This window comes from Subtercola sp. RTI3, assembly GCF_035018625.1.
Taxonomy (GTDB): domain Bacteria; phylum Actinomycetota; class Actinomycetes; order Actinomycetales; family Microbacteriaceae; genus Subtercola; species Subtercola vilae.
The window spans coordinates 1-5953 of sequence record NZ_JASJXO010000092.1 but is presented as its reverse complement, the minus strand read 5'-3'; the positions used below and the strand labels follow the sequence as shown (position 1 = coordinate 5953).

The 5953-nt window shown below is 69.1% G+C and carries 4 protein-coding genes; 1 reads left to right on the top strand and 3 read right to left on the bottom strand.

The genetic code is table 11. The features are described 5' to 3' along the window. Nucleotides 1–208: 208 nt before the first annotated feature. From recR to QN358_RS18425, 3 genes are read right to left on the bottom strand one after another with little or no spacing between them, the layout of a single operon-like run. Complete coding sequence (gene recR, locus QN358_RS18435; RefSeq protein ID WP_136643735.1) at nt 209–808, bottom strand: recombination mediator RecR; 600 nt, start codon at nt 806–808, stop codon at nt 209–211. Nucleotides 809–819: 11 nt separating this feature from the next. Beyond that, nucleotides 820–3519 carry a DNA polymerase III subunit gamma and tau gene (locus QN358_RS18430; RefSeq protein WP_323513222.1) on the bottom strand — a complete coding sequence of 900 codons (2700 nt, stop codon included), beginning with the start codon at nt 3517–3519 and terminating at the stop codon, nt 820–822. 59 nt (nt 3520–3578) lie between these two features. Next, nucleotides 3579–5333 (bottom strand): alpha-keto acid decarboxylase family protein, encoded by a 1755-nt coding sequence (locus QN358_RS18425; protein ID WP_323513221.1) that lies wholly within the window; start codon nt 5331–5333, stop codon nt 3579–3581. Nucleotides 5334–5434: 101 nt separating this feature from the next. On the opposite strand from QN358_RS18425, the gene QN358_RS18420 reads away from it, so the two are divergent. Further along, nucleotides 5435–5953 (top strand): Lrp/AsnC family transcriptional regulator (locus QN358_RS18420; protein WP_323513220.1); only part of this gene is annotated, 519 nt, incomplete at its 3' end.

Here is a 5953-nt window from a genome sequence, read left to right as displayed (position 1 = left end):
AGATGTGTATAAGAGACAGGCGAGGAGACGGGGGTCGCGCCGGGGAGGGCGGTGCCAGCGGTCGGCGGCCCCGCCGAAGCTGGGGCGAGAGCATCCGGAGCAGTGGTGTCGTCGCTCATGGGGTGTGTTCCGTTCTGGTGAGGAGCGGGGTGCGGCGACGTGCGCACGTGGCGGCGCGTCGGCACCAGTGCTGAGGCGAGCCTATCGGCTACTTTTCGACGAGGCGGCGACCTTCGAAGGCGCGGCCCAGGGTGACTTCGTCGGCGTACTCGAGGTCGCCGCCGACGGGCAGGCCTGAGGCGAGGCGGGTGACCCTGATCTCGAGAACGGTGAGCAGGCGCGAGAGGTAGGTCGCGGTGGCTTCGCCTTCGAGGTTGGGGTCGGTGGCGATGATGACCTCTTCGATGCTGGCGTCGGCGAGGCGCTGCATGAGCTCGCGAATGCGCAGGTTGTCGGGGCCGATGCCGTCGATGGGGCTGATGGCTCCGCCGAGCACATGGTAGAGGCCGCGGAACTCGCGGGTGCGCTCGATGGCGACCACGTCTTTGGCCTCTTCGACGACGCAGATGACGTTCTGCGAGCGGCGCGGGTCGCGGCAGATGCTGCACGTGTCCTGTTCGGAGACGTTGCCGCAGACCGAACAGAAGTGCACCTTGTCGCGCACCTCGATCAGCACTTCGGCGAGCCGGGTGACGTCGAACGTCTCTGTCTGCAGAATGTGGAACGCGATGCGCTGCGCCGACTTCGGCCCGATGCCGGGCAGGCGGCCGAGTTCGTCGATGAGTTCCTGGATGATTCCTTCGTACATGCGGGGGCAGCCTAGTCTTCCCGGTTGGGGGCGGGTCGGTCGACGACGGGCCGCTCTTCGATGAAGCTGGCGCCGAGAATTTCGCGCACGACGGCTTCGCCGTAGCGCTGCTTCTCGCCGAATTGGGGGATGCGTGTGGTTCCGGGCTGCTGGCGCTGGGCCGGGGTGCCTGGTCGGGTTGCGAGGCCCGGCTGCTGGCCGGGGGCGGCCGAGGTGGGGGGTGCGGTGGTTCTGGGGCTCGCGGTGGCGCTGGCACCGCCGTTGCCTGCTCGGCGCTGGGGGCGCGCGGCATCGCGGGGGTCGAAATCGGTGGGGCCGTCGTCGAACGGGATGTCGTCGCCCGGGTCGGCCCACGTCACGGACGCGTCGTACTCGGGCAGGGCTCCCTCGGGAATGTCGTCGGGGATGTCTGACACGGGGATGTTCACGACGATGGCTCCCGCACGCACGGGCTCATCGTCGCTCTCAGGGGCCGACACCGGAATGGCGACGGTCGGCCATGAGGCCTTCGCGCCCGTCTGGGTCGGCGCTGTCTGGGTCGGCGCTGTTTGGGTCGGCGCTGTCTGGGTCGGCGCTGTTTGGGTCGGCGCTGTCTGGGTCGGCGCTGTCTGGGTTGGTGCCGAGGTCGGACGGGATGCGGGCGGGCGGCCAGCCGCGGGCGGGCGTGACGCTGAGCGGTCTGGCGCGCGGTTGGGCTCGGCCGCGCGGTTGGGCTGCGAGCGGGGCGCACCTGCGCTGGTGGAGATCGGCGAGGCGGCGGGGGCAGGCGAATGACCCGGGGCGTCGACGCGGGCGATGAACTTCACGCGGAGCCCCAGAACCTCGAGGATGGCCTGGCGAAGGTACTCGCTCACACCCTGCTGCCCGGGGGCCTGCTTCTGCTTGAAACTCTCGACGTCGTTCTCGCTGGGGAAGCTGAGGGTGAGCACATCGCCAGAAAGAGCACGGACCGAGCCGGTGTAGACGACCATCCATGCTGATCGCTTGGCCTTCTCGACGACCTCGAGAATCTCGGGCCACGAGTCTTTGAGCTGCTGGAAGGTCACCCCGCCGGGCACCGTACCAAGGTGAGCCGCCGCAGTCGGAAATTCTGCGGCACGTGCCGGTGATGCAGCGACTGAAGCGCCCGCAGTGGCCGGGGCGGCAGCCGGTACCGGGGAAACGGGGATCGCCTCGGAGGCGGGCACCGCACTGGAGCGTGCCGCGTCAGAATCAGGCGCAACGACCACAACAGGCGCATCGGAGGCGGGCGCGGAAGCAGGTACGCCTGCCCCAGAAGCGGGCGCAGACTCGGGCGCGGAAGCAGCCGCAACGTCAGCTGCAGCAGAAGCAGCAACCGGCACAGAAGCGGCAACCGGCACAGAAGCACTAACCGGCACGGGCGCGACAACCGGCACCGGCGCGAGTGGAAGCCGCGCAATGGGCGACGCAACCCCGCCAGGCGCCGAGTAGCCGGCAACAGACTCGTCAGCACCGCGCCCCGACCCGCCCGCCGACCCGCCCGCACCCTGCACCGCAGCACCGAACGACGGCAGAGCGTCAGCCGATGCGACCCCCACGCGGCGCTCGAGCCGCTCGACCCGCGCGAGCGCGCCGCGAGCGGTGTCGTCGCTGGCCGGCACGAGAACGCGCGCGATCATCAGTTCGAGGTGCAGCCGCGGCGAGGTGGCGCCGGTCATCTCGGTGAGCCCGGCGTTCACGATGTCGGCGGTGCGTGAGAGTTCGGCGGCCCCGAAGAGCGCGGCCTGCTGCTGCATCTGCAGGATGTCGTCGCTCGGCATTCCACGCAGAACCGCCGCGGCACCGTCGGCCGTGGCTGCCACGATGATGACGTCGCGCAGGCGCTCGAGCAGGTCTTCGACGAAACGACGGGGGTCTTGCCCGGTCTGGATGACCCGGTCGACGGCCCCGAACGCAGCCGCTGCATCGTGCGACCCCAGCGCATCGATGACCTCGCCGAGCAGTGACGCATGGGTGTAGCCGAGCAGGGCGACAGCGCGCTCGTATTCGATGCGGTTGCTGTCGGAACCCGCGATGAGCTGGTCGAGCAGAGACAGAGTGTCGCGCGCAGAACCGCCGCCGGCGCGAACCACGAGCGGCAGAACGCCGGGTGCCACAGCGACGCCCTCGATCTCGCAGAGCGACTGAACATATTCGAGCAGCTGAGCGGGCGGGATGAGCCGGAAAGGGTAGTGGTGCGTACGCGACCGAATGGTGCCGATGACCTTGTCGGGCTCGGTGGTGGCGAAGATGAACTTGATGTGTTCTGGCGGCTCTTCGACGATCTTCAGCAGGGCGTTGAACCCCTGGGGCGTCACCATGTGCGCCTCGTCGAGAATGAAGATCTTGTAGCGGTCGCGGGCGGGGGCGAACACGGCTCGTTCGCGAAGGTCGCGTGCATCGTCGACACCGTTGTGCGAGGCCGCATCGATCTCGACCACGTCGAGCGAACCCGAGCCGTCGCGCGACAGCTCGACGCAGCTCGGGCACACACCGCACGGGGTGTCGGTGGGGCCTTCTGCGCAGTTCAGGCAGCGGGCGAGGATGCGCGCCGACGTGGTTTTACCGCACCCGCGCGGCCCCGAGAAGAGGTAGGCGTGGTTGACCCGGTTCGTGCGGAGCGCGGTCATCAGCGGCTCGGTGACCTGGGACTGGCCGATCATCTCGCCAAACGTCTCAGGTCGATAGCGGCGGTAGAGGGCTGTGACCATGGCTCCAATGCTAACTGTCGCCACCGACACTCAGCCCCCTGCCGCCGAGACTCAATCGCCTACGCTGGGGCCAGCGTCGTCGCGCCTGCCCCCACCGGCGCATTCGCCGACGAGAGCCCCTCGCCGAGCGCCGTCAGCAGACGCGGCGAGTCGAGCGCCGGCAGCATGACCTCGATCAGAACGGCCTTGTCGGTGGTCGAGGATGCCATCGCGAGCGCCTCCGCGAGCTCGTCGCGGGTGCGCACAGTGAGGGTCACGGCACGGTCGGCGGCGCCGAAGGCGGCGGGCAGCGCCGTGTAGTTCCACGGCGTCACGTCTTGGTAGACGGCCGAGGGGCTCTGAATGGCCCGCTCGATGGTGTAACCGCCGTTGTTCAGCAGCAGAATGACGGGCGTCAGGCCTCGGTGCAGGATGGTCGCCAGCTCCTGCACGGTCAGCTGGGCCGAGCCGTCGCCGATGATCAGCACCGCTCGCTTCGAAGGCTCGGCGATGCAGACGCCGAGCGTGGCCGGCAGCGTGTAACCGATCGATGACCACACCGGTTGGCCGAGCAGGTCGCTGTTGTCGGGAAGGGTGAGGTCGATGGCTCCGAAGAACGCGGTGCCCGCCTCCGCCACCAGAACGGTGTTGGGGCTGAGAAAACCCTGCACCGCCGGCCAGAACGCCTCGTGGTCGAGGGGGGTGGTGCCGGCTCTACCGGGGGCAACGAGCGGGCGGCCGGGGTCGATGGATGCGAGGGGGTCGAGCCGGGCATCCTGAAGCACGTCGTTGAGAACACGCAGGGAGTCTTCGAGCTGGATTCCGAAGAAGGTGGTTTCGCCGACCCGCGCCCAGGTGACGGCGAGCTCGACGGCGTCGTCGGGGTTGAAGCGGTGGGTGAAGAAGCCGGTGAGCAGGTCGCTCATGATGGTTCCGGCGAGAATGAGCAGGGGCGCCTCGTCGATGGCGCGGCGAGCGGCCTCGGTGCGGGTGTGGGCGCCGAGGTAGGTGCCGACGCTGGCGGGGTGCGACTCGTCGAGAATGGCTTTCGAGCCGCTCTGCGTGGCGATGTAGACGCCGGGTGCTTCGGCGAGCGAGCGGATGACCGGCTCGAGTTGGCGGCGATGAACGCGCGGGCCCACCAGAACCGCCGCACTCGGTGCCGTGAAGACGGCCTGGCGGAGGGCCTCGGTGAAGCGCTGCAGCTGACGCGCATTGCTGCCGAACGGTTCGAGCGGCGAACGCAGGTTCGCGGCCGAGACGAGCGACACGGCGACGTCGGCCGGGATGCCGAGGTAGACGGGCTTCGACTCGTTCAGTGCGGTGAGCAGGATGCGGTCGATGTCGGCCGGGGCGGTGGCCGTGCGCACGACGACCGAGGCTGCGGTGACCTGCTCGTAGGCGCGAACGAAGTGGTCGAAGGCGCCGTCGGCGAGGGTGTGGTGCAGCAGAGCGCCGGCCGACTGTGCGGCGGTGGAGGGCATTCCGGTGATCTGCACGACCGGAACGTCTTCGGCAAAACTGCCGGCCACGCCGTTGATGGCGCTGAGCTCGCCTACGCCGAAGGTGGTGACGACGGCGCCGATGCCGCGCCGGATGCGCGCGTACCCGTCGGCAGCGTACGCCGCGTTCAGCTCGTTGGTGCAGCCCACCCATTCGACGCCATCGATGGCGAGCATCTCGTCGAGCAGGCTCAGGTTGAAGTCGCCGGGCAGGCCGAACAGATGCGGGGCGCCCAGCTGAACGAGGCGGGTGGCGAGGTAGGCGCCGACGGTGATGCGGGGCTGGGCGGCGGGGCGGGCTTGGCTGGCGGGCGCCTCGAGGTCTTGTGTCATGCTGCCAGTACAACAAGACCGGACAGTGTGCGCAACGAGCATCCGTTCGGCTGTGCAATATGATCGGTATCGTCAGTCTCGGCTCGCAGAAAGGGCACACAATGTCTACTCTCGACGGCACCGATCGGCGCATACTGCGGGCGCTCGACGACGAGCCGCGTGCGCCGGTCATGCTGCTGGCAGAGCGGCTCGGGTTGGCGCGGGCGACGGTGCAGACGCGGCTCGAGCGCATGGCGGGTCGCGCGGCCGGGGCGGGCGCGGCCGGAACGGGGGCGTCGGGCACGCCGGCACCGGTGCTGCGGCCGAACAGCGTGCGCATCGAACCGTCTGCGCTCGGGTTCGGTTTGCGTGCGTTCGTCACGGCCGAGGTCGACCAGGAGCTGTTCGACCAGACGATCACCGCCCTCACGGGCATCCCCGAGGTCATCGAATGCTCGGCCATCGCCGGAGCCGACGACATCATCTGCCAGGTCATCGCCCGCAATGCCGACCATCTGTACGAAGTGGGCCAGGCAATCCTGCGCTGCCGGGGCATCCGGCGCACCTCGACCTCGATCGTGCTGCGCCAGCTCATGCCCTACCGCACCGCGCAGCTCCTCTCCTGTCTCTTATACACATCT

Coding starts and splice junctions, on each gene's coding strand:
- QN358_RS18425 (WP_323513221.1), bottom strand. CDS start 5,333: ATGACACAAGACCTCGAGGCGCCCGCCAGCCAAGCCCGCCCCGCCGCC.
- recR (WP_136643735.1), bottom strand. CDS start 808: ATGTACGAAGGAATCATCCAGGAACTCATCGACGAACTCGGCCGCCTG.
- QN358_RS18430 (WP_323513222.1), bottom strand. CDS start 3,519: ATGGTCACAGCCCTCTACCGCCGCTATCGACCTGAGACGTTTGGCGAG.